This window comes from Micromonospora sp. NPDC049175 (assembly GCF_043197345.1).
Lineage (GTDB): Bacteria > Actinomycetota > Actinomycetes > Mycobacteriales > Micromonosporaceae > Micromonospora.
Window position 1 is genome coordinate 631,403 of sequence record NZ_JBICSY010000001.1, and the last position, 23,951, is coordinate 655,353.

The window sequence follows — 23,951 nt, forward strand, 5'->3', positions numbered from 1 at the left end:
TGAGCGATGCGCACCGATCGAATAGCGAACCGATTCGCCTCTGCGGCGCCCGGCGGCGTGACACGCTCAAGGCGCGGACAGCGCTGCGGTCCTCGGCGAAGTCGGCGGGCGGGCCCGGCCTGAACTTCTCGGTTCGAAACTGGGGTTAGGGTGTCGGCAAGGAACGTGCTTCGCCAGCGTCACGGGCGGGTCGCGGGCTCTTAACGGTGAGTGTCTGACTGCGTAGACATGACTGCGCAATCATACAGGACTGTGGCCGGCGATGGGAGGTGCCGTGACGCGACTGGCGAGGCCTGGTGGAAGCCCTCCGACGCCGCGCAGCGTGGACGTCGCGCGGCTGGCCGGCGTCTCCCAGAAGACGGTGTCCAGGGTCCTCAACGACGAGCCGTATGTCTCGGTCGACGTGCGCCGGCGGGTCCTGGACGCCGCCGCGGAGCTCGGCTACCGGCGCAACCAGGCGGCCCGGGCGCTGGCCTCCGGGCGGACCCGGTCGATCGGCGTGGTGACGCTCGGCAGCGCCCTGTACGGGCCGGCGTCGTGGCTCATGGGCATCGAGTGGGCGGTCCGGAAGGTGGGCTACACGCTGCGGGTGGCCACCACCATCGAGGGCGACCCGGGTGGCATCGCGAGCGCCCTGGCGTCGCTGCTGGACCAGGGCGTGGACGGCCTCGTCATCTCCGAGCCGATCGACGAGGGCGTCGGCCTCATCAGCGTGGACGTGCCGGTCCTGGTCCTCGGCGCGCCGCCCACCTTCACCGCGCCGCAGGTCGTGACCGCCAGGGTCGGCGCGGGCCGGCTCGCGCGGGCCGCGACCGAGCACCTGCTGGAGTTGGGGCACCCGACCGTCCATCACCTGGCCGGCCCGCAGCGGTGGTATTCGGCACGGGACCGTCTCGCCGGCTGGCGCGAGGCGCTGCGAGCCCACGGCGCGGACGAGCCGCCGGTCGTCGAGGGCGACTGGTCGGCCGCGTCCGGCTACGCGGCGGGCCGGAAACTGGCCGGCGACGGCACCGTGACCGCGGTGTTCGCCGCGAACGACGACATGGCGATCGGCTTCATCCGCGCGCAGCTCGAGGCCGGGCGCCGGGTGCCCGAGGACATCAGCGTCGTCGGGTTCGACGACATCCCGGTCGCCGCCTACGTCACTCCCCCGCTCACCACCGTGCGGCAGCCGTTCGACGAGGTCGCGCGGCAGGGCCTCGCGCTGCTGGTACAGGTCATCGAGAAGCCGGACATCGAGCTTCCACCGGCGACCGACCAACCGGTCGAGCTCGTCGTCCGCGCCTCGACTGCACCACCACCCCGGCCGCCCTCATGACATTGCTCGTGGGATCGGCGTCTCAGATGGCGGACCCGCAGCACACTTCCGCCGCTCGCCCGCAACGCCCTACGTCGATCGGCAGCACGTCGGCAGGGTGGCGTTAGGCGACTCGAGACGCCGGCCGGTGTGAGCCATCCCGGAGCTCAGGACCTGCACGTGAGCCATAAGATCCAACTCTATGGCCCGCACCACACCTCCGCGTCCCCTAGACATCACCGCGCTCTTCCCTGAACTGCGGGAACATTCCACCACCGCTACCCGCCTGCATCCCCGACCCGGCGCTCCGACCGTTATGGACAGCTCGGTCGGCGGACCGCTGCTATGGCCGGCCGACGAGGTATGGCCGGTCTGCGACGACGCCGGGGCGCACGAGCCATGGAACCTGACGACCCCGGCCGCCCTGCACCGCAGGCGGCAGATCCTCGCGACCGCAGAAGCTCGGGAGCCGCTGCCGGGCGGAGACTTCTTGACTGTCGAGGAGCGGGCCGAGCTCGGTGCGGCCGACGCTCTGGACCTGGACGACCTGATCGAGGACGCCATCCCGTTGGTTCCAGTCGCGCAGCTGTACCGACGAGATATCCCGGACTACGCCGGTCCGGACGGCGCCGACCTGCTCCAGGTGCTGTGGTGCCCGGTGGACCACTCGGACCGGCACTACAGCCCGCGCGTCTTTCTCTACTGGCGCGACAGTTCCGCCGTCGGCCCGCTACTCGAAGCGCCTCCCGAACCGCCGGTGATCAGCGACACGTACCTGCCGATTCCGTGCGTGGTTCACCCCGAGCAGGTCCGCGAGTACCAATACGCCGGCCTGCTCCCCGACGACCTGCGCGAGCAGCTCGACGAGTGGGATGACGACGAGGACGAGAGCCGTCCCCACTATCAGAGGGACTTGTCGCTGGCGCCAGGCTGGAAGGTCGGCGGGTACGCGAACTGGTCACTGACCGATCCGTACCCGATGATCTGTGCTGCCTGTGGCACCACGATGACCTTGGTTCTCACCGTCGGCTCAACCGACTGGAACGGCATGCACTGCAGCTGGCGCCCATCCGAGGAAGACCCGACCGCGTCCCCAGCCACCGTCGGCGTGCAGATCGGGCGCGGCTACTCGCTGTACACCTTCCGCTGCCCCGAATCATTCGATCACCCCCCGGCCACCGCGATGCAGTGACGCGGCCTCCCACCATGGCGTGCTCTTGATCATTCGCGCGGTCGGTGACGCCCGATTCGCCCGACTGGGCGTTACCGGCCGTACCCGGGTCGCCGTGAGCCGAGCGCCGCCGACACGGGCGAGCGTGATTCACCTCGCACAAGTTTGCCCCTGACGTCAACGTGAGGTTTTAGCGTGGCGATATGCAAATCAACGGCTCAACAGCTCTCGTGACCGGCGCTAACCGCGGCCTCGGCAAGGCCTTCGCCGAGGCCCTCCTCGCCCGGGGCGCCACCGTCTATGCGACCGCCCGTCGCCTGGAAAGCATCGACATTCCCGGTGCCATCGCGCTCCAGCTGGACATCACGGATCCCGCGTCCATCGAGGCCGCCGCAGGCAAGGTGGGCGGCCTCGACATCCTCGTCAACAACGCCGGCACCTCCACCGAAGCCCCGCTGCTCGGCCCCTCCACGGAGAACATCCGCCGCGACCTCGATACCAACTTCTGGGGCACTCTCAACGTCACCCGCGCCTTCGCGCCCAGGCTGGCCGGTGGCGCCATCCTCAACGTCATCTCGGCGCTGAGCTGGTACACCTTCAACCCCGGCACCAACGGCTACGCCGCCTCCAAGGCCGCGGAGTGGTCCCTGACGAATGGCATCCGACTCGAGTTGGCCGACCAGAAGACTCTGGTCACCGCCCTGGCGCTGGCGATCGCCGACACGGACATGATGGCTGGCTTCGACATCCCCAAGCTCGCGCCCCACGAGGTGGTCGCCCAGGCCCTCGACGGACTGGAAGCAGGCAAGATCGAAGTCATCGCTGACAAGCCCACCGCCAACGTCAAGGCCTCCCTCTCCCGCGATCCCGCCGACTTCTACGCCGACATCACCGGCAACCTCTTCGCCTGACTGCACCGGCAATCCGCCTGCCGGAGTAAGCGGCTTGGTCAACGGGCGGACGCCCGGCGGACGGCCCGGATTCGCATGAATCCGGGCCTCCGCCTGACCGTCGCAGGGGTGCGGACGTAGAGCGAAGCCCTGAAGGTCGCGGTCACCGCCTATTCGCTTGTCCGTGCGGCCCGCAGCACCTGGGTCGAACGGGGCGGCTGAGAATTCGCGCCGAACGCGGTAACCACATCGGCTGGTCGACTCGTCAGGTCAGGTGAGGATCGCCACGGCGGGCGGTCGGCCGGAGGTGAACAGGACATGGGTGACGTCCGGGGGCGTTTGAGGGAAGACCTGGCCCAACATCACGACGCGCTACGACCATGGCAGCGTGGGCTACTCCCGAGCCAGCATCAGGATGATCGGCGAACGTCCCGCCCGCCAGGCCGGCAGCGCCGTGGCGAGCAGGCCGACAACCAGCGCCAAGACGGCGAACAAAGCGATCTGCGCCGCGGGGAACGACAGGACAGCCGTCAGACTCCAATTCATCGCCGCAGCCACCGCCCAGCCGAGGCCGACCCCGAGCACGATACCGGCGGCCGCGCCGAGTGTCACCACGAAGAAGCCCTCCGCCATCAAGGTACGGCTCAGCTGCCGCCTGGTCAGCCCGAGAGCCCGCAACAAGCCGGACTCCCGTGTCCGCTCGACGATCGACAGCGACAGCGTGTTGGCCACGCTGAAGAAGGCGATCAGCACCGACAGCCCCAGTAGCGAGAGCAGCAGGCTGCGCAACGTCGACATCGCCTCAGTCCACTGCTTGATGCTCTGGGCACTGCTCACCGGAGTGATCGCGGGTTGCCCGGCGACCACGTCGGTGACGGCACGACGAAACGCCGCGTCGGTGGCGCCCGACGCCTGGGTCACGTAGACCGCCGATACCGGTAGCGCCGGTGCGACGCGGGTCAGGTCGTTACCCGAGACGGCGAACGGACCGAGTGGCGACATGGCGTCCAGGAGTGCCACCACGCTGAGGGTGAGTTCGGTGCCGTTCGCAGATCTGGCGGTGAGCCGATCGCCCACTTCGACCCGCAGCTGACGCGCCAGCTTCGCTTCGAGAGCCACCTTGCCGGGACCAAAGCCGCGCAGCGAACCCTCTGCCACAGCGGTCGGGGCCGCACGAGCGACCGTGTCGTCCACACCCTTCATCCGGATCGCCCGCCCGTTCACGATGACCTCGGTCGCCGAGCTGGGGCCCCGAGCGCCCACCACGGCGCCGACCTCCGGCCGCACCTGCAGGGCAGCCATCACGTCCGTGCTGGCCGTGGGGGTCGCGGAGTCCACCCGCAGCGTGTAGGCGAACGGGAAGTTCTGCGCAAAATCCTCCTCGATGGAGCGTGTCGCGGCCGCCGCGATCGTGCTGACCACGGTGACAAGGGTCAGGCCGATGCAGAGCGCCGCCGCCGTCGTGGCGGTCCGCTCCGGATTGCGGCGGGCGTTCTCCCCGGCGAGCCGTCCCGGGTGCCCGAGGATCCGCCCGAGGATGCGGCCGGCCGCGGATCCCAGGCGCGGGATGGCCAGCGGCGCAAAGATCAGCACCGCCGTGATCAGCGCCAGCGCGCCGACCACCACCACGGCGATCGGGAGACGACCGGGCTGGGCGAGGGTGCGGGCGGCGACGACCCCGCCGACGACCAGCACGGCGGCGAGCGCCGCCAGCACGGTCGCCGTGCGGAGGCGGCGACCGGCAGAGCGCACCGGCGGCGGCGCCGCGTCCCGCAGGGCCTCCACCGGTCGGATGCGCGAGGCCCTCAGGGTCGGGCCCACGGCCGCCAGCATCGCGACCACCGGACCCAGAACGAACGCGACCAGCACCGTACGAGGCTCAAGGAGCGGCGCGGCACCTCCGACGTCGATGCCCTCGCCCGAGCCGAAGACCCGCAACAGCACCCGCGCCGCGCCCAGGCCGAGCACCAGGCCGACCACCGAGGCGAGGAACCCGAGTAGCGCGGACTCTCCCAGTGCCCCCACGCGGACCTGCCGCCGGGTCGCCCCGACGCACCGCAGCAACGCCGTCTCCCGCAGACGTTGCGCGAGCAGGACGGAGAAGGTGTTGTAGGCCACGAACCCGGCGACGATCGTCGTGATGCCAGCGAACACCAGTAGGGCGTTGCTGAACCCGTCGAGGTCGCGGGCAGCGTCGCGGGCTTCCTGTGCTCGAACGGCCGCGCCGGTACGGACGGCGTACCGGTCACCCAGTTGAGCGACCAGGCGGTCTCGCAGCGCCTCCTGTGACAGCCCTGAGGCTGCCACGGTCTCGATCCGGCCGAACGCGGTCGCCCTCAACAGTTGGACGGCCACCGCGTCCGTGGTGCCGACCACCACGCCGTCACCGAGGTCGTCCCGGCGGGTGTCCACGTCCATCAGACCGGTCACGGTGTACGGCTGCGGCCGGGCGTCGGAGCCGGCCGTGAGCAGCAATCGATCCCCGATTCCGATCCGCTGCTCACTGGCGGTGTCGCGATCGATTGCGATGTCGGTGGGACCGGCCGGGGCCTGCCCCCGCACGAACCTGACGTCCCACAGTTGGGACTCGTCGGCGATCCCGATCAGTTGGGTACGGCTGGGCGCGGCTGCCAGCGTCCGGCCGTCCGGTCGGGCGGCCTTCACCGGCCCCCAGACCTGACCGTGCGCCGCGGCCACTCCGTCTACCGTGGCCACCTCGTCGAGAAGCGCCGCCGGCACGGTCCGGGCACTACCCGCCACGTCCTGCGGCTGACGTTCCACCACCACGTCGAGTGTGGCTGAGGTCCGGGTGAGTTGGTCCAACAGTGCCGCGCGCATGGTATCGGTCACCATGAGCGTGCCGGCCACGAAGGCGACGCCGAGCGCGACGGCGAGCCCGGGAAGCAGCAGCCGCGATGCCCGATGCACGACATTGGCCCAGGCCAGCCTCATCATCGGCCCTGCTCCAGCGTCTTCAAACCGTCCAGGACCAGGTCGGCGGCGGGTTCCATGAGTTCGCTGACGACGGTGCCGTCGACCAGGAAGAGCACCCGGTCGGCGAAGCTCGCCGCGACCGGGTCGTGGGTCACCATGACGACCGTCTGGCCGAGTTCGTGGACCGAGGTTCGCAGGAAGCTGAGCACCTCGGCGCCCGATCGGGTGTCGAGGCTACCGGTGGGCTCGTCGGCGAAGACCACCGCCGGGCGGGTCACCAGGGCGCGGGCGGCCGCCACCCGGACCTGCTGCCCGCCGGAGAGCTGGGCCGGCCGATGATCCAATCGGTCACCGAGACCGAGCACCTCCACCACCCGGTCGAACCATGGCCGGTCGACGGCGCGCCCGGCCAGGTCGAGCGGCAGCAGGATGTTCTGGCGGACGGTGAGAGTCGGCAACAGGTTGTACGGCTGGAAGATGAAGCTGATCTCGTCACGCCGCAACCTGGCCAACTCGGTGTCGGACAAACCGTTGATCTCAACGCCGGCCAGGCTGACCAAGCCGGAGGTAAGGGTTTCCAGCCCGGCCAGGCAGTGCAACAACGTCAACTTGCCGGAGCCGGAGGGCCCCACGACGGCGGTGAAGACGCCGGATGGGATCGTGACATCGACTTCCCTCAATGCCTTTATCGCAGACTCGCCGACACCGAATCGTTTGCGTATAACGGCTCCGGCCAGAGCGGGAGGGACGACGGCCTGCACTGGCTCCTCCTGGAAAGTTCACGTCACCGATTTCGGCCAGACTTTATACCGACCCAGACCGTGTAATAGCGGTGTCGGATCCGCATCTTCCATCGTCACGGCCTCCACCGCGCCGACAACGATGGTGTGATCACCGACCGTATCCATCCGCACCACCCGGCACTCGCTGACCGCCCTGGGCGGCGTCCACCAGGAACGGAAGCTGTCGCAGGGTGGTCGTACGCCACCTGGTTCCGGCGAATCGATCCGGGCAGTGACTGGCGAACAGATCCGCCGCGGCACGGCCACGATCACTCAGGAGATTCACAGCGAACAGCCCGCGCGAGCGGATGTGCGCCAGATTCGAACTCACGCTGTTGACACAGATCAAGAGCATCGGTGGAGTCAGTGACAACCCACGCATGAGTCCGGCGGCTGCCGGATTCCGCGCCGACGTACCGACGAGCGACGGGTGGAAGTCACGCAGCTCATGCTCGACCCCGCCCAGCAACAGGTGGTGCACGGCGCCGAAGAGGAGGAAGGACGGCTGCTGAACCGGCCGACGGCGCACCAGGATTTCCTGGGTCGGCTCGTCGTCGGCCACCATCTGGCGCAGTCGTGGCTCCAGCCGGTCGTACTTGATGTGCCGGAGCACCTGCGTCACCACGCTGTCGGCGCCGGAGTCGGCCATCCGACCGGCGACAGGATGGCTCGTGCCGCTCCACCCCGGGCAAGATGACACCCGAGACCTCCGACGGCCGCACCGCCGATGAGGGGAGGAGCCGCCGATGGCAACGACCAAGTTCTTTGTCCTGGTGGCCGGGTACGACTACGAAGGCCGGGGCAGCGAAAAGGGTCTCGCGTTCGGGAGCATGTGCACCGGCCGGGTCCGGGAACGCATCGAGACCATCAACGGCAGCGTGGGTGAGCCGGATGCCCTGGTCACAGTGGACACGACGCTACGGTTTCTGCGCTTCTCCGTGGAGACCGGCAAGATCGAGGTGATCGACCGGGCGTTCGTCGCGGGCCAGGGGGTCAAGCGGGCGACGGTGGCCGAGCGGGACTGGAAGCCGCTCAGCTCCGTCGGGACCGGCGATACGTTCGACCCCGCCGTCTTCGTGAGCAAGGGCCCGTTCCGCGCCATCGACGTGGCTGCGGACTACACCGAGCTGGACAAGAAGCAGCCCCGGTTCAAACAGGACGGCACCACGAACCAGGTCATGTCGATCGCCGACGTCTATCGCTCGGTGCACGACGCTCCGGACGGCTCGGTCCTTGAGGTCAGTTTCTTCTCCCACGGCTGGATCGAAGGGCCGATCCTCGTCAACAGCTCCAATATCCGGAAAGATCCGAAGCTCCGGGACACCACCGACAAGGATGGACGTGCATCCATCGACTTCAACATCACCATGGGTGAGCCGGCCGACGGCACCGTCACCTCGATCTCGCGCCTGTTCCGGTTCATGGCCAGTTTCGATTCTCGGGGCGTCATGCGCGCCTGGGGCTGCAACTTCGACATCGAGGTGAGTCTGCTCCTGCAAGTCATCAAGCTGCTGAAGAAGCGGAAAGCCGCCGTCGCTGACGATACGGTCGTCGAGCTCGAGTTCGAGGACAAGTGGCTCACGCGCTACGGGGTCGTCGACCCGGGCCTGGCCCCGGTGTTCTTCCCGGCCGACCAGACGGTCAAGAGCTTCTCCAGAACGTTCGGCGACGTGAAGCGTTTCCTCCGGCGGCGGTTGGCACGGGGCTACGCGTTCAAGTTCGTCGAGTCCAGCCCGATGCTGGCCGGCTTCGGCGCGCTGCCGGGGACCTCGGGCGACGACGAGAGGTCCGGTTTCTTCATGATGCGGGTGTGTGAACGCCAGGGCAAGAAGACCGGCCCGTCGAACAAGATCCTCGAGTGCCCGGACGGCTACGGGTTGGTCTTCCGGTTCTACGAGACCCATCTGGGCGTCAAGGTCGACAAAAAGGGTTACGGGATATTCGACGTGACCACGGTCCAAAGGCTGAACGCGGAGATCACCGCGGGAACTCCCTAGGCGCGGGAACAGGGGCGCGATGCATGACGCATCGACTTTCGAGCGACTCCTCGACACAGTGGGACGGGCGCTTGCCGCCCTCCCCGAGAACTTCACGCCGAAACGGTTTCCCCAGTTCCTCATGGAGCTCGGGCTCGACGGCGCGCTGGACCTTTCCGGCGATGCGGTGTTCCAGGGCAAGCTCACCGACGCGTCGCACGTCCTCGACGCGCTGCTGCCCGCGCTCGACGCGCTCTACGACGGCCTCGCCGCGGGCGACGCCGAGCTGACGCTGCGGGCGGGCGGCGACGTTCTCGCCGCCGTGACGGCGGCGACCGGGGCGCTGGACTCCGTCGCGGCCGACCTCACACGAGCCGCCACATCCACCCCGTTCGCGGCGTCGGCGGCGAGCCTGGCCACCGAACTCGTCCCGCGCCTGTTCGAGTTCGCTCTGGTCGGCGAACTCGAACGCAGTCATCCGACGCTGCTGGCGGTGCTGGAGCTCCTCACCGTCGTCGACCGGACGGTGGTCGAGGTCGGCACCGGTGCGACGGCGGCGCTTGTCATGCGGCGGCGCACTCATGTCGACCGTCTCGCTCCGCTCGTCACCGATCTGCAGGCGGTCCTGCGAGGCGGCTATGGATGGGGGACCGAGTCGGTCCAGTGGGACCTGTTCCTCTGGCGCCTGGGCCAACTCCTGCACGCGATCGACATCGCGGCGGGCGACCTGCTCGACGCTGAAACCGGCCAACCGGCACTCGGGCTCGACCTGTCCGGCCTCACCGTCGGCATCAGCACCGACCGACACCCGCCCGGGCTCGCGGCGACGCTGACGGCGAGCGCCACGGACTCGGCGACGATTCCACTCTCCGCGCCGTCCCCCGGCTGGCGCGTGGAACTCGCCCTTCAGGGCGCGTACCGGGAAGGTCTTGCCCTGATGTTGTTGCCGCCCGCGCGGCTGCAGCTGGCCGGCGCCGTCCCGCCCGCACCCGGTGGCGTCGCACTGAAGATCCATGGCGCGGCCGCCGACGCCGGGAAGCCATTCGTCCTGCTGGGAATCGGGGGTGCCAGCCGTCTCGAGGCGTCGACCATCGAGGCGTCGATCGGTGGGTCGTTCGCCGCCGACGGCTCGGCCGGGGTGACATTTGATCTCCAGGTCACCGGCGGCGGGCTGGTGCTGTCGTCGAAGGGCGGCGACGGATTCGTCACCCAGGTCCTCCCGCGGGAGCTGCGCTGCGCCTTCGACTTCGGCATCAGCTGGTCCAGCGAGCGCGGCTTCACCTTCCACGGGACCGCGGGTCTCGACGCGACGCTGCCGGTCGGCGTCTCCCTCGACGGGCTCACGGTGCCCGCGATCCATCTGGGTCTGCAGGCCGGCGGCCCGGGACTACGGGCCGAGGTGTCGGCAAGCGTGGGGCTGTCCATCGGTCCCGTCCAGGCCCTGGTGGATCGCGTCGGCATGGCGGCGGTCGTGACGTTTCCCACCAGGGGTGGCAACCTCGGGGTCGCCGACCTGCACGTCGGCTTCACACCACCGTCGGGGCTGGCGCTGACCGTGGACGCCGGGCCGGTGACCGGCGGCGGGGCGCTCGTCCTCGACCCCGACCGCGGGGTGTACGCGGGCGAGATGCAGCTGCAGTTCCAGCAGATCGCGGTGCGCGCCGTCGGTCTGCTGACGACCGGCCCGTCGGGTTATTCGCTGCTGGTGCTGGTGTCGGCGCAGTTGCCGCCGGTACAGCTCGGGCTCGGGTTCATGCTTGTCGGCGTCGGCGGCCTGCTCGGCATCCATCGCACCGTCGCCGTCGAGGCCCTGCGTGCCGGCCTCAAGGCGGGCGCTCTGGGCGCGGTGCTCTCTCCGCCGGATCCGAAGGCCGACCCGGCCCGCCTGATGGCGAGTCTGGCCGGCCTGTTCCCGCCGGCGGCGGGCCGGCACGTGTTCGCGCCGACCGCGCGGATCGTGTGGGGTTCACCGGTGCTGATCACCATCGATCTCGCGCTGGTGCTGGAGCTGCCGTCACCGGTACGGCTGGTCGCGCTGGGACGGGTACGGGCGCTGCTGCCCGAGGAGAGCGACCCGGTGGTGCGCCTCCAGGTCGACGTGCTGGGCGTGATCGACTTCGACCAGCAGAGCGCCGCCGTCGACGCGACGCTCATCGACTCCCGCATCGCCCAGTTCGCGCTCACCGGCGATCTCGCGCTGCGCATGAGCTGGGGCCCGAATCCCACCTTCCTGCTGGCGGTCGGCGGGTTCCATCCGCGCTTCGCCGCGCCGCCGGGGTTCCCGGCGCTGGACCGCGTCGCGGTCGCGCTGGCGAGCGGGGACAACCCGAAACTGCGGCTGGAGGCATACCTCGCGCTGACCTCCAACACGGTGCAGTTCGGCGCGCGCGTGGACGTCGGCGCCCGCGCCGGCAGCTTCAGCATCGGCGGCTTCCTGGCCTTCGATGCGCTGGTCACCCTCTCGCCGCTGGCGTTCCACGTCGACATCGCGGCGAAGCTGGCGGTCAAGGCCGGCAGCCACACCCTGTTCTCGATCAATCTCGCGCTCACCCTCACCGGCCCGAGGCCGTGGCACGCGCACGGTCGCGCCTCGTTCTCGATCCTGTTCTTCGACGTCTCGTTCGGGTTCGACCTCACGGTCGGTGACGCCGCACCCGCCGCGCTGCCGAACCCGGTCGACGTCGGCCCGCTCCTGCTGGCGGCGCTCGCCGATCCGCGCTCCTGGAACGCACAGCTGCCCGCCAGCGCCGATGTGGTCACGCTGCGCCGGCTGGAGCCCGGCCCGGCGATCCTCGCGCACCCGCTGGCGACGCTGCAGGTTCGCCAACGCGTCGCTCCGCTGGAACGCACCCTGGACCGCTTCGGCGCCGGAGTCCCCAGCGGCGCTCGACGCTTCCGCATCACCCAGGCCACCGTCGGCGGCGTCCGCACCACGCTCACCCCGCTCCCGGACCGCTTCGCGCCCGCGCAGTTCACGACGATGAGCGACGACGTGAAGCTCTCCGCGCCGTCCTTCGAAGCGATGACCTCCGGCGCCGCGCTCGGCGCCGACGGCTACACCACGGGCGCTCCCGTCACCGTCGGCGTCGTCTACGAACAGGCCCTCGTCACCGCCGAGAACATCACGCCGCCCGGCCACCAGCGGCTCCCGCTCCCACCCGATGTCTTCGCCACCCTCACCGCGCCGACGAGTGCCCCCGCCGCCGCCTTCGCCCTGCGAGATGCCGCATGACCTCTCCCGTGCCCGCCGCGTACACCTTCCTGCCCTGGGTCCAGGGCGGCGTCGGCCGCTCGATCGCCGCCGCGGACGAGCCGGCGGCCACGCTGCCCGCGCGCGTGACCCTGCCCGTGTCGCTGCACCTGGACCCCGCCGGCGACGTGCCGGTGTCCGTGCGCCTCTACGGGCCGGGCGACGTGACCGGCCTGACCGCCGCGCAAATCGTCCGCCGCGACCCGGCACCGGGCACCACCCGCTTCGAACCCGGCTACCTGCCACAGGTCCAGTTCGCGCGCGCCGACCTCCCCTGGCTGTTCACTCCCGCTGCGGCCGGGGCGGCCAGGACGAGGCTGCGTCCGTGGCTGGTGCTGGTGACGGTCCGCCGCGGCGCCGCGGCCCGCCTGCGGCCCGGCAACCCGCTGCCGGTACTGGAACTCGACAACCCGGCCGCCGAGCTGCCGGATCTCGCGCAGTCCTGGGCGTGGGCGCACGCGCAGATCACCGGGCTCGCCCCCGGCGTCCGGCCCGCCGACGCCCTCGCCACCGACCCGGGCCGGGCCGGCTCCCGGCTTGTCTGCGCCCGCAAGCTCGAGGCCGGCACCGCCTACCTGGCCTGCCTGGTGCCCGCGTTCGCCGTCGGCGTCCAGGCCGGCCTCGGCATGCGTGTGCCGGAAGACGCGAAACTGGACCCGGCCTGGGGCGCGACACCGACCGGCCCGCTGCGGCTGCCGGTCTACGACTCCTGGGAGTTCGAGACGGGGCGCGAGGGCAGCTTCGAGACGCTGGTTCGCAGGCTGCACCCGGCACCGCTGGATGCCACCACGTCACGGCCGCCGAACCTCGACCTGGGCGCCGCCGGCAGCGGCCTGCCCGCCGCAGGGGTGATCGGCGTCCAGAGCGCGCTGCGCGCGCCCGGCCCGGACGACCCCCCGGTGTGGCCGGACACCGCCCGGATGCCGTTCCAGTCGGCGCTCGAACGCCTTCTCGGAACGACGGCGCCGGACACGTTGGCGCCACCGGCGTACGGCCAGGTGCAGGCCGGGGTTGGCGGGCTCCCGCCGGCCGGCGCGGAGCCGGCCTGGCTGCGCGAGCTCAACCTCGACCCGCGCCTGCGGGTCGCCGCGGCCGCCGGCACCCGGGTCGTCCGGGACCGCCAGGAACGCCTGATGGCCCGCGCCTGGGAACAGGCCGGTGCCGCCGCCGAGGCCAATGCCGTCCTGCGCGGCTCGCAGTTGGCCCGCGAGCTCGGCGGCGTGGTCATGGACCGGCACCTGACGCCGCTGTCCCCGCCGCAGCTCGTGACCATGACCCGGGCGGCGCACACCCGCATCGCTCTCGCCGGCGGAACCGTGGCCGATGCGTTGCAGGCCAGCCGCATTCCGGCGGCCGCCGCGTCGGGCGCCATGCGCCGTCTCACCAGCCCGGAGGGGGCGCTCGCGCGCCGGGCCGCGCAGACCGGCCCGGTGGACATGCTCGCCGCCGTCGACCAGGTCGCGAAGCGGCCGCCGCCGGCGCCGCCGACCGGCATGGTGATCGTGTCCCCCGTCGCCCTGCAAGCTGCCGTCGCCGTGTCGGCCACCGTGGACACCCGCCCGGCGATCTCCGCGGACGTGCTGCGCGCCCAACTCCTCGATCGCCTCGCGCCCGAGAAGACTGTGCTGGCGCGGACGATGGCCCGCGTGGCCGCCCCCGCGGGCACCTGGACCCGGCCCGACCCGCTGGCCCCGGCGGCCATCGCGCCTCGCTTCCCCGAGCCGATGTTCGACGGCCTCCAGCGGGTGGCGCCGTGGTTGTTCCTCCCCGGCGTCGAGGACGTCGAGGCCGACGGTGTGGCGCTGCTGGAGACGACGCCGAAGGTCATCGAGGCGTACCTGGCCGGGCTGAACCACGAGTTCAGCCGGGAGCTGCTGTGGCGGGAGTTCCCCGGTGTGCTCACCGGCACGGCGTTCCGCCAGTTCTGGGACGTCAGCGGCCAGCCCGGCGACGCCGAGGCGCTCGCCGACATCCCGCCGATCGCCCAGTGGGCCGGTACGCCGCTCGGCCGGCACGTGCGGGGCGGCAGCGATCAGCTCGTCCTGCTCGTGCGCGGCGAGTTGCTCCGCCGCTACCCGACCACCACGATCTACGCCGCGCAGGCGACCGGGGCGGGCGCGCTGGACGCGACGACGCGGCTGCAGCCCATGTTCCGCGCCGCGCTGCCGCCGGACATCGTGCTTGTGGGTTTCGGGCTGAGCGAGGAGGCGGCCCTGGCCGCGCCGGGCTGGTACTTCGTCTTCGAGCAGTACCCCGGCGAGCCGCGGTTCGGCTTCGACGAGGTCGCCGGCCCCGGCGTCCCGGGCACCCCGGACGCGCTGGCCTGGACGCACGTGCCCGTCACCGCATCCGGGCACGCCGACGTGAGCAAGCCGCTGCTGTCGGCGTCCACCGGGCTGCAGGCCCAGTGGGGCAAGAACGCGGCCAACACGGCGTTCGTGACCCTCCAGCAGCCGTTCCGGATCGCCATGCACGCCTCGCGTCTGATTGCCCGGAGGACCACATGACCGACCTGGCGGCAATCGCCGCGGCGCGCGCCACGGGCCGCGCGGCCGAGGCCGACGCTCTCACGCTGGCCAACCAACTCGTCGCCGCCAAGGCCGATCGCGCGCGGCTGCGCGACGACCTCGCGCAGCTGCCCGGCCGCGTCGCCGCGCTGCAGAACGCGGTCGGCGAGGCCCAGGCGCGGGTGGCGGCGGCGACGCAGTCGCGGGACTCGATCAACGCGCAGGCCGCGCCCGTCCGGGCCGCGGCGGCCGCCGCCGACAGCGCCGCCCAGAGCGCGCAGAGCCGGTGGGACAGCGCCCTCGAGTGGCTGGCGGAGGTACAGCGAGAGCACGAGTCGGCGTCCCAGATCGCCGCCGCGCAACGGGCCGCCTTCAACGCACAGCAGGCCGCGCTCGCCGCGCGCCACCAGGCCGCGACAGCGAACGCCGCGGCGGCGGCGTTCGACGCGCCGATCGCCGCCGCGGCCGCCGAGCTTCAGGCGGCACAGGCGGAGGTCGCCGGAGCCCAGCAGCAGCTCGCCGCGGCTCAGCAGCAGCTCGCGGCCGCGCAGGCGCGCCAGGCGGGGGTCGAGGCGCTGCCCGGCACGCTGACCACCGCCATCGCCACGCAGCGTACGAAGGTGAGCGCCGCCTGGCAGCAGTGGGACACCCTGATCGGCGCCGCGCTCACCGCCATCGCCGGCGCGGCCCCGACCGACGTCGAGCGCCTGCGCGGCGAACTCGTCGCCGGCGACAGCCCCGACGACCTGGTCGCGCTGCTCGCCGCCGACGTACCGCTGGCGTTGCTGCCGGTACGGCTGGAGACCCGCTTCGACGGCACCGACCTGCTGGTGCGCGTCTATCCCGACACACTGCACGTCGACACCCACGAACCGGAGCTGACCGCCGAGGAGCTCGCGTGGGGCAGGGCGTACCTCGAACGGGAGACGGCGAGCGGCGTGACGGCTCCCGCGACCCTCGAGGCCTGGCGCGCGGTGGTGGCCCGCTTCGGGTCGCCGCGGGCGGCCTGGATCGCCCAGGCCGCGGCGGCGCCGGTGCCACCCCAGCGCGCCGAGGCGTGGACACGCGCGGCCCGGACGAACGTGTTGCCTGACCGGTGGGTCGCGCTTGGCTACCGCGGCGGCGCCCGCCAGATCGCGGCGATCGGGCGTCCGATCGCGGACACCCTGGCCCTCGGTCCGGACCCCCACGACGCCGCAGCGGGCGACCCGGCGGCCCCGCTTGGGCCGGCCGCGCAGTGGCTCGTGGACTTCGATCGTGCGATCGAGCGGGGCATGGCGCTGCGCATTCCGCTCGGCGCGGCCTCCACCGGCCTCGACCGGCTCCTGGTGCTCGGCGTCCGCGTCACCGCCGACGGCGCCGAGGGCGCGCGGCGGCTGTCCGCGCTGCTCGACGCCCATCACTACACCGACGGACTTTCGCTCATCCCGCCGGGCGCGCCGACCAACAACACCGAGAGCGTGCGATCGGGGTGGACGCCCGCCGGCGACGACCCGGCCGTGAGCCTACGCAACGAACGTGGCACCGCGCTCACCACACCGAACTCCGACGGCGCGGTGCTGACCCGCGCGCTCGGGATCTCCACCGACCCGCTCGGCCACGTCGACGGCGCCGGTGGCGGCGCCGTCGGGCTGGAGCGCCTGATGCGCGTGGCGCTCTGGCCGGCGACGTGGGGTTACGTGCTCGAGCACCTGCTCGGTCCGATCTCCGACGACGCCGTCGCCCTGGCCCGCGGGCACTTCCTGACCACCGTGGCGGCCGGCGGCGCGTTGCCCGTCGTGCGGGTCGGCCGCCAGCCGTACGGCGTGCTGGCCGCGACCTCGCTCGCACACTGGCGGCTGCTCGACCCGCCCGACCTCGACGCGCTGATGGTGCCGCTGCTCTCCGGCCTCGCCCCCGCCTGGCGTGCCGCGCTGGACCGGGTGCCGTCCGTCCGGCCCGGCGTGGACCTCGGCGGGGTGCTGGCCGGCAGCGTGGCCATGAGCCCGGTGTCGGTCCACTATGCCGCTCGCGTCGTCACCCGCCCGTCCCCCGACTTCGGCACGGTCCTGCGCGTCGCCCAGGCCCTTGCGCCGATCCGGGCACTCGGCCTGACGCTCGACCCGGCACTCGCCGTGGCCGTGTTCGAGAGGCAGTTCGCCGCGCTCACCGGCCCGCTGGTCGCCGATGCGCCGTCGGAGACCGCGGCGGTCCCCGCCGCCCAGAACTACATTCGCTGGCTCGTCCTGAGCGGACTCGACACCGTGCGATCCGGTCCCCCGCCGGCCGGCGCGAACACGCTGTTGTTCGCTCTACTGCGCCACGCGCTGCTGCGTGCGTACGCGACGGCCGCGCTGCGCATCGTCCGCGCCCGAGGGCTCGCACAGCCGGGAGAGGGCGACGAGCCGGGCCTGGCCGCCGGGGTGCCGCCGTCGCCATGGACGCGCCTCGCCGCGCCGCTGGACGGCGTCACGGCGGCCGGCCAGACCCTCGCCCAGCACATCGACGCGCTGCGGGCCGTCAACAGCGCCGCCGGCTCGCCCGCCGCCGCCCAGCTCACCGAGCTGATGGAGGTGCACGGGGCGCTGCGCCAGCTGCTGTCCGTCCCGAGCGCGGCGCTCGCGCGGATGACCGCCGGCGTGCTGGACCTCGCGTCGCACCGGCTCGACGCCTGGGTCACCGCGCAGGCCTCGCGCCGGCTGGCGACGCTGCGAACGCGCAAGGCGGGCGTACGCCTCGGCGGGTACGGGGTGGTGGAGAACCTCCGCCCGGCGAGCGCCCCGACGGCGAGCAAGGGCTACATCCACGCGCCCTCACTCGGCCAGGCGGCCACCGCGGCCGTGTTGCGATCCGGGCACCTCGCCCACCTCTCCGACGCCGGAGCGCCGCTGGCCATCGACCTCTCGTCACGCCGCGTGCGCGTCGCGCTCTCGGTGCTCGACGGCGTGCGCGCCGGCCAGCCGCTCGGCGCAGTCCTCGGCTACCGCCTGGAGCGCGGTCTGCACGACAACCACCCCGAGCTCGTGCTGGACCGCTACGTCGCGGCGCTGCGGGGGCTCGCTCCCCTCGACGCGCTGACGGCGGCCGAGCACGACCTGAGCGCGGCGCAGGACCGGCAGACCGAGGCGGCCCAGGTGTTCGGCCGGCTGCAGGCACAGGACCAACAGGCAAAGGCGGCCGACCTCGGACTCCAGGGGCGGGTCGCGTCCGCGCAGACGGCGCTCACCGCGGCGCAGACCAGCGCGGCGTCGCTCGGCGGGCAGCTGGAATCGGCGCAGAATCACCTCGAGTGGCTGCAGGAGCACCGGCCCGGTGGTTTTCCCTCGATCCTGGTCTGGCGCGACGACGTGACCGCGACCGAGGCGACAATCAGTGCGGTGCAACCCCAGGTCGCCGCGGCGAACGCCGCGGTCGGCACCGCCACGACGACCCTGGCGCAGCTGCACGCGCAGCAGCAGGCCTCCGCCGCGCTGGTCGCCGCGCTGGAGCAGCAGGTCGGCGACCAGCAGGACGCGGTGGACGCCGCCAACGCCGCCGTGACGGCCGCCCAGGCGCACGTGGACGACCTGCGCGCACATGAGCCGCCCGTGTCGGAGGCGCTGCTGGCGAACAACGTCGCCGACGGGCTCGGCCTGCGCCGGCGCTGGCGCGCGGGGGTCGCCGCGAACGTGTGGAACGACACCACGATCCCGTTCGGCAGCGCCGGCCTGCCCGGGCGGACCACGCCGGAGGGTCAGGCGGTCGAGGCGGAGCTGAGCGCGCTCGACGACACCGTCGACGCGCTCGCCGACCTGCTCACGGCCGAGAGCGTCCACCACGCGGTGCAGGGCAACGCCCAACGCGCCGGCGCCACCGTCGACGCACTCTCGCGGGGAGACACCACCGCGCCCGACGTGGAGGTCGTACGCACGCCGCGCAGCGGCACCGCCGTCACGCATCGCCTGCTCGCGCTCGCCGACGCGACGGCGGGCAGCGGCTGGCCCACGGATGCCACCCAGGTACGCGCGAAGGTCGAGCCGGCCCTCGAAGCCTGGGCGGGCAGCCTGCTCGGCCCGGCGAGCCGCGTACGCATTCGGGTGCGCTCCGGGACGACAGTGTCCACCACCGACCTGAGCGTGCTGAAGCTCTCGGCGCTCGACGCCCTTGCCCTGACCCCAGCCGGTGGGCCCACCGGGCAGACGGAGATCGAGCAGGCGCTGAGCGCCCGCCTCGGCGGCCCGCTGGTGCCGGACCGCGACCCGACGTGGACGCCGGCCCAGCTTTCGCTCGCCGAGTTCCTCGAGCTCGCGCGGGCCACCCGCGAGCTGATCGAGGGTGCGCGGCCGCTGGACGCGCGCGATCTCGCGCTGCCCGGACCCACGACCGACCCCGGGATCGACCTGGCCGACCTGGCCGCGCGGGCCGCCATCGCCACCGGCGCGCTCGCGGACACGCGTACCAAGCTCTCCGCGGCGCTCGCCGGCGGCCCCCCGGACGCGCTGCGAGCCGCCCTCGCCCGCGCCGCGAAGCTGGGCGTCAGCACGCCTCCGGAGGCGGCCGGCGCCGCCCTCGCCGAGCTCGACCGCCGTGCCGCGAGCGTCGCGGCGGCGAGCACCGACGCCGCGCGGGTCGCCGCCGTGCTGGGTGACGACTTCCGGCTGCTGCCGCGCGTCACCGCCAGCGCCGCGGCCGAGTTCGTGGGCTCGCTGGCCGACAGCACGCCGCTGCAGGGCGGCGACCCGCTGGCGGCGGTCACCTGGCTGCAGCGTGCCGCGCACGTACGCGAGGGCGCCTCCCGGCTGGAAACCGCGCTGATGTACGGCGAGGCCACCGCCGGCGGCCAGCCGATGCGCCTGCGGGTCGCCCAACTGCCGCGGCGGGCCGGCGACCGCTGGGTCGGCCTGCCGGCGACGAGCCAGCAGCCGATCGGGTCGGGCCGGCTGTCACTCGTCGTGCAGTCCGCCGCCGCACCGCCGGCCGCCGGTGCGTCCGTCACCGGGCTGGTCGTCGACGAGTGGACCGAGGTCGTCCCCGACCGTACGCAGGTGACCGGCCTCAGCTTCCACGTCGACCAGCCCGACGCTCGCGCGCCGCAGGCGATCCTGCTGGCCGTCCCGCCGACCGAGGCGCACGTCTGGAGTCTGTCCGCGCTCGAGGCGACGGTGCTGGAGACACTCGAGCTGGCCCGGCTGCGGCTGGTCGACGGCGAGGCGCTGGCCGCCGGTCCCACCGGGGCTCCGCCTCCCGGCCCGCCCCCGCTGCCGCTCGGGCAGTACCTGCCGGCGATCTACCTGGCCTCCGCGCCCGCGTCGGACACGGTGACCACCGACCTCGGGCACGTGGCCGCCACGGCCGTCGCACAAGGGGGTGCCTGATGACCGTCGAGCCGACACGCTGGGCCCGACTGGAGCCCGCCGCCCGCGACCCGGAGCTCGCGCCGGGCCTGGAGGCGCGCGTCCACGACCCGCTCTGGCTGCTCGGACGCCAGTGGCAGTTCGGCGAGTTCGCCGCGAGCGACGCCGGCAGCGCGATCCTCGCGCAGGTCACGGCGTCGGTCGCGCCGCTGAGCAAGCTGCGGCCCGGCCGGCTCACGCCGACCCCACGCATCGGCAACTACTCGGCCACCGCGATGCCGTTGGAGGCGCTCGTGGAGGCCGACGACATCCACGCCGCACCGACGGCGCGCATGCGCGTCCGCGCGGGACAACAATTCGAGCGACTGCTCGGCGCGCGCAGCCTCGGCACGTACGTGAGCGGCTACCGCACCGCCTATCCGATCGCGACGACACCCGACCCCGGCGACTCGCCCAGCCGGCGTTTCCTGACCATGGTGGCGGGCCGCGCCATCGACGGCGAGAAGCTGTACCGCGACCTCAAGACATCGCTGCGGGCGACGCCGCCGACGCTGCCCGCCGCCCCGGCGATCCCCGCGGCCGACGCCGCCGCCGTGACCGCGGCGGCGCAGGCCTGGGTGACGTGGATGGACGCGCTCGTGTTCACCGGCTCCGGTGCGCCCGCCGCCTGGATGCCCGACCGCCTGGAGTACGCGTTCGGCACGGCGTCCCCGGACGGCATCATGCTCGAGGCCGCCGAGTACTCCGACGGGCGGCTGGACTGGCACGCGTTCGACGCCACCGGTACGCCGGCCGTCCCGCCGGTGGGGCGCGGCACGCTCGGCCCGGTGACCGTCGTCCCGGCCGCCGTCACCTACCCCGGCATGCCGGCTCCGCGGCTGTGGGAGTTCGAGGACGGGCGCGTCAACTTCGGGGCGGTCGACGCGCACCCCGAAGACCTGGGACGCCTCCTGCTGGCCGGCTTCGGACTCATCTACGGCGCCGACTGGCTGCTCGTCCCGCTCGAGGCCGCGATCGGCAGCGTCGTGCGGATCACGCGGCTCGACGTGCGCGACACGTTCGGTCGCACCACCACGGTCGGGCCGACCGCCCCCGGCGGCGACTGGGGCATGTTCGGCCTGTCACGCGCGGACGGGCCGCCGGACACCGCCCTGCTGCTCGCGCCCACGCTCGCCGCGAGCGTTCAGGGCCGCGATCTGGAAGATGTCCTGCTGCTGCGCGACGAGGCGGCAAACCTCGCCTGGGCGATCGAACGGATTACCGAGGGCGAGGACGGCCGCCCGGCAGATCGTGCGCAGGCGGCCTACGAGGCGGCCCCCGTCGACCCACCACCGGCGACCGCCGGCACGCTGCCCTACCGCCTACGCACCGACCCGCCGGCACACTGGTTCCCGCTCCTGCCGCAACGCCTTCTGCCCACCGACCCGTCGATGAGCTTCCGGCTCGGCGCCATCCCGCGCCAGCAGCCCGCCGCGCCACTGCGCCCGCGGGGCCGGCTGCTGGCCCCGATGGTCAAGGACCCGACCCTCAGGCTCCGCGAGGAGGAGGTCCCCCGCGAAGGCGCGCGGGCGACCCGCGCCTACCAGCTCGCACGCTGGATCGACGGAACCACGCTGCTCTGGCTCGGCAGGCGCAAGAGCGTCGGGCGCGGGGAGGGCTCCAGCGGCCTGCGCTTCGACACCGCCGACCCGCCCGCCTGAGTACGAGGCCCGGCGGCTGTTACTGGGGGCGCTACCCCGACGTCTTCTCCATTGAAGAGTGGCTCGGCGTCGGCCGGGACACCTACGCCTACCCCGACGCGCTCGGTGACGTGTCGCGGCGAGCCGCACCGCACCGGACATGCGCGGGGCTGCTACTTCGGCCGGCCGGTGGCGGGCACCGGGACGGCCTGGCCGGGCACGCCGCCGGGGAGCAGGGGAGCCGGGCCCAGCAGATGCTCCGGCGGCACGTGGATGCGTAGGCTGTTGGACAGGTCGACCAGCTCCTTCTGCGTCACATTCATTCCGAGCACCTCGAAGTTGTAGCCCAGTCCCGTGAGCTGCTCCTGCATGTTCCCCACCGGCACATCCCTGGGAAGTAAGCCGAAGACCTTTGTGTCCTTCGGGGAGACCCGCACCGGCAGGAACTCCTCACCGACCTGAATCACCGCCGCGGTACCGTCCTCATTGACCGCCAGCCGTTCGATGTCGCGGCGGACCTGCCCACCCTCCTCGCTCAGCACGACCTCACGCTCGATCCCGTCCAGGGCCGCGTCGACCTCGTCGGCCCTGGTGGGGAACTTTTCGCCGCGCAGCCGGGCCCGGTTGTTGCGGGCGCGCAGCACGTCACGGGCGTACGCGCGCAGTTCGGCGCGCTCAGCCTGGGACAGGGAACTGATGCCGCCGGAGGCGATCTTCAACTCCCGGGCGGCGTGCCGGCCTGCCTTGGCCTCGAAGATGGCGACGATGATCAGCTCACCGTTCTGCCGGTGGGCCAGGATGCCGTCGGTGAGCTGGCGTCCCGACGCGTCGCGGATCATGTGGCCCGGGATGAACTCCAGCGTCTGGGGCGCGGGGATGTGGATGCCCAGGGCACGCAGCCCGGCGGGATCACGCAGCCACGCCGCGATCCGCGCCTCCAGGAACTCCTCCAGCAGCTGCCCCTTCATCAGATTGATGTTCGGGCCCTTCTCAACGACCCGCATCAGCGCCAGATGGTCCAGCTCGCTGAGCACCGCCGTGCCGCTGACGAGCTTCTTCAGCGAGTCGGCGACGTACGTGGCGATGGACATCCCCCGCGGGCTGCCCCGCTTGACGCCCATCCTCTCCAGCGCGCTGACGGCCCTCGCCGCCAGCGCCGAATCGACCTTCTTTCCCGCCACGATCAGGGTCCGGGCCTCGGAGATGGCGAGGCGCCCAGTGACGTCCTCGCTGACCTTCTCACCCGCAGCCAGGGCGAGGCTCCACCGTCTGGCGTCGCGCCCGTACAGCCGCTCCATCCGCGCCGCGGTGTAGAGCGCCCGACCGCCCCTGACGAACCGGGAGGCGAACGGCAGCAGCACTCCCCCGGCGATGATGCACCTGTCGACCTCGGTCAGCTCGTAGCCGAAGATGTCGTACCCGAAGGTCGCCTCGAAGATCGCAACCGCGGTGCCGACGACCGGGATGAGGGCGATGCCGAACTCGACGACCTCCAGCACCGCCGGACGGTGTTCGAGGGGCAGCGGGAAGGGATTGGTGTCGGTGGGCTGCCGCTGGGCTATCCGCAGCGTGACCAGCAGGTCCTGGCGCTGTGCCAGCATCCGGCTCATACCCTCGGCCGCGGGCAGGGTGAGAAAGTCGTCGTCGCCCTGGTGCGCCATCACCCACGCGGCCAGGGTCGCCGCAATGGCGTCGAGGGCGTCAGGAACAGAAGGCTCGGGAGGCACCGGAGATCCTGGCACCGCCGACGCCCGGTCGTGTTCCTGTACCAGCAGTACGCGCTTGCGGGGGCGATCGACGACCAGGTGCGTCGGCATGGTGGCGCATTCGCGCAGCATCCGCATCAGCGCTAGGTATTCGTTGTTCTTGGCGGTGAAGGCCTCCGGGGTCAGCTCACGGCGGCGCAGCGGGACTGCCGCCTGCCGCCGTGCGTTGACCTTCCACAGCTCTGGGCCGGAGAGACCGCCCTCCTTGCGATGCTCGTATGCGGCAAGGGAGTCAGGCCGCCGAGCGAGATCCTCGGCCATGATGGCGACCCCGCCGCGCAGCACGGCCAGCTCGAAGGCGCTCGCCCTGCCGCCGGTCATGCGGGCCTCGAACTCGACACGAGCCGAGGTCAGCATTCGCCGGTAGGGGCCCAGGTCGATGGCCAT

At 72.4% G+C, this 23,951-nt stretch carries 13 protein-coding genes; 8 read left to right on the forward strand and 5 right to left on the reverse strand.

The window, feature by feature from the left end; genetic code table 11:
• Positions 1–322 precede the first annotated feature (322 nt).
• The 3 genes from ACGFH8_RS02520 to ACGFH8_RS02530 all read left to right on the forward strand — a co-directional run bounded on the left by ACGFH8_RS02520 (position 323) and on the right by ACGFH8_RS02530 (position 3,379).
• Positions 323–1,318: a LacI family DNA-binding transcriptional regulator gene (locus tag ACGFH8_RS02520; RefSeq protein ID WP_393362287.1), complete on the forward strand. Its 996-nt coding sequence runs from the start codon at positions 323–325 to the stop codon at positions 1,316–1,318.
• Between the two features lie 181 nt (positions 1,319–1,499).
• Positions 1,500–2,489 (forward strand): hypothetical protein, encoded by a 990-nt coding sequence (locus ACGFH8_RS02525; protein ID WP_393362290.1) that lies wholly within the window; start codon positions 1,500–1,502, stop codon positions 2,487–2,489.
• Between the two features lie 182 nt (positions 2,490–2,671).
• Positions 2,672–3,379, forward strand: coding sequence for an SDR family oxidoreductase (locus ACGFH8_RS02530; protein ID WP_393362293.1), 708 nt, complete (start codon positions 2,672–2,674; stop codon positions 3,377–3,379).
• A 372-nt stretch (positions 3,380–3,751) separates the two neighbouring features.
• Here ACGFH8_RS02530 and ACGFH8_RS02535 read toward each other — a convergent pair whose 3' ends face one another.
• Genes ACGFH8_RS02535 through ACGFH8_RS02550 form a run of 4 tightly spaced genes read right to left on the reverse strand, consistent with a single transcriptional unit; the run spans position 3,752 to position 7,723 of the window.
• Positions 3,752–6,313, reverse strand: a complete 2,562-nt coding sequence (locus tag ACGFH8_RS02535; protein ID WP_393362296.1) for an ABC transporter permease — start codon at positions 6,311–6,313, stop codon at positions 3,752–3,754.
• Positions 6,310–7,053 carry an ABC transporter ATP-binding protein gene (locus ACGFH8_RS02540; protein ID WP_393362299.1) on the reverse strand — a complete coding sequence of 248 codons (744 nt, stop codon included), beginning with the start codon at positions 7,051–7,053 and terminating at the stop codon, positions 6,310–6,312. Before ACGFH8_RS02540 ends, ACGFH8_RS02535 begins: the two co-directional genes overlap by 4 nt.
• An 18-nt stretch (positions 7,054–7,071) precedes the next feature.
• Positions 7,072–7,200, reverse strand: a complete 129-nt coding sequence (locus ACGFH8_RS02545; RefSeq protein WP_393362302.1) for a hypothetical protein — start codon at positions 7,198–7,200, stop codon at positions 7,072–7,074.
• On the reverse strand, positions 7,184–7,723 hold the full coding sequence (locus ACGFH8_RS02550; protein WP_393362305.1) for a DUF2332 family protein: 540 nt from the start codon (positions 7,721–7,723) through the stop codon (positions 7,184–7,186). Before ACGFH8_RS02550 ends, ACGFH8_RS02545 begins: the two co-directional genes overlap by 17 nt.
• Before the next feature lie 97 nt (positions 7,724–7,820).
• Here ACGFH8_RS02550 and ACGFH8_RS02555 point away from each other — a divergent pair, with 97 nt between their 5' ends.
• From ACGFH8_RS02555 to ACGFH8_RS02575, 5 genes are read left to right on the forward strand one after another with little or no spacing between them, the layout of a single operon-like run.
• Positions 7,821–9,071: a hypothetical protein gene (locus ACGFH8_RS02555; RefSeq protein WP_393362308.1), complete on the forward strand. Its 1,251-nt coding sequence runs from the start codon at positions 7,821–7,823 to the stop codon at positions 9,069–9,071.
• A gap of 19 nt (positions 9,072–9,090) precedes the next feature.
• Complete coding sequence (locus ACGFH8_RS02560) at positions 9,091–12,282, forward strand: DUF6603 domain-containing protein (protein WP_393362311.1); 3,192 nt, start codon at positions 9,091–9,093, stop codon at positions 12,280–12,282.
• Positions 12,279–14,807 carry a hypothetical protein gene (locus ACGFH8_RS02565; RefSeq protein ID WP_393362314.1) on the forward strand — a complete coding sequence of 843 codons (2,529 nt, stop codon included), beginning with the start codon at positions 12,279–12,281 and terminating at the stop codon, positions 14,805–14,807. Before ACGFH8_RS02560 ends, ACGFH8_RS02565 begins: the two co-directional genes overlap by 4 nt.
• Positions 14,804–20,140 (forward strand): hypothetical protein, encoded by a 5,337-nt coding sequence (locus tag ACGFH8_RS02570; RefSeq protein ID WP_393362317.1) that lies wholly within the window; start codon positions 14,804–14,806, stop codon positions 20,138–20,140. Before ACGFH8_RS02565 ends, ACGFH8_RS02570 begins: the two co-directional genes overlap by 4 nt.
• On the forward strand, positions 20,140–21,819 hold the full coding sequence (locus ACGFH8_RS02575; RefSeq protein WP_393362320.1) for a hypothetical protein: 1,680 nt from the start codon (positions 20,140–20,142) through the stop codon (positions 21,817–21,819). Before ACGFH8_RS02570 ends, ACGFH8_RS02575 begins: the two co-directional genes overlap by 1 nt.
• Before the next feature lie 152 nt (positions 21,820–21,971).
• Here the strand turns inward: ACGFH8_RS02575 and ACGFH8_RS02580 are convergent, their stop codons facing one another.
• Entirely contained in the window at positions 21,972–23,951 is a 1,980-nt protein-coding gene (locus ACGFH8_RS02580; RefSeq protein WP_393362323.1) for a pre-toxin TG domain-containing protein, read from the reverse strand.